1 protein-coding gene is annotated in these 241 nt (G+C 70.5%); it reads right to left on the bottom strand.

The genetic code is table 11. The features are described from left to right. The coding region (locus ACQG3P_RS22590) for a M13-type metalloendopeptidase (RefSeq protein WP_426806301.1) at positions 1-241 on the bottom strand (241 nt) is incomplete at both ends.

The raw sequence follows: 241 nt of genomic DNA, 5'->3' as shown, positions 1-241 counted from the left end.
CCACGCCGCTCAGGTCGGCCAGGTTCACACTGGCGGTCAGCCGCCCATTGAGCGCCAGCCCGTCCACCAGCTGCTGGTCGACCTGCGCAGCAAGCTGCGCGGAGATCGCGGCAGCGCGCCGCCGGTCGGCATCGCTCCACCAACCGTGCAGCCTGCCGACCCGCCCGACCTGGCGGGATTCGGCGGAGCACGCGTGTGAAATCGCATGCCCAATGACGCCACCGATCGCGCCGTAGTTGAG

This window comes from Stenotrophomonas sp. SrG (genome assembly GCF_050031795.1).
Taxonomy (GTDB): Bacteria; Pseudomonadota; Gammaproteobacteria; order Xanthomonadales; family Xanthomonadaceae; genus Stenotrophomonas; species Stenotrophomonas rhizophila_A.
The sequence above is the reverse complement of the archived record's forward strand: the minus strand, read 5'-3'. Positions and strand labels throughout refer to the sequence as shown.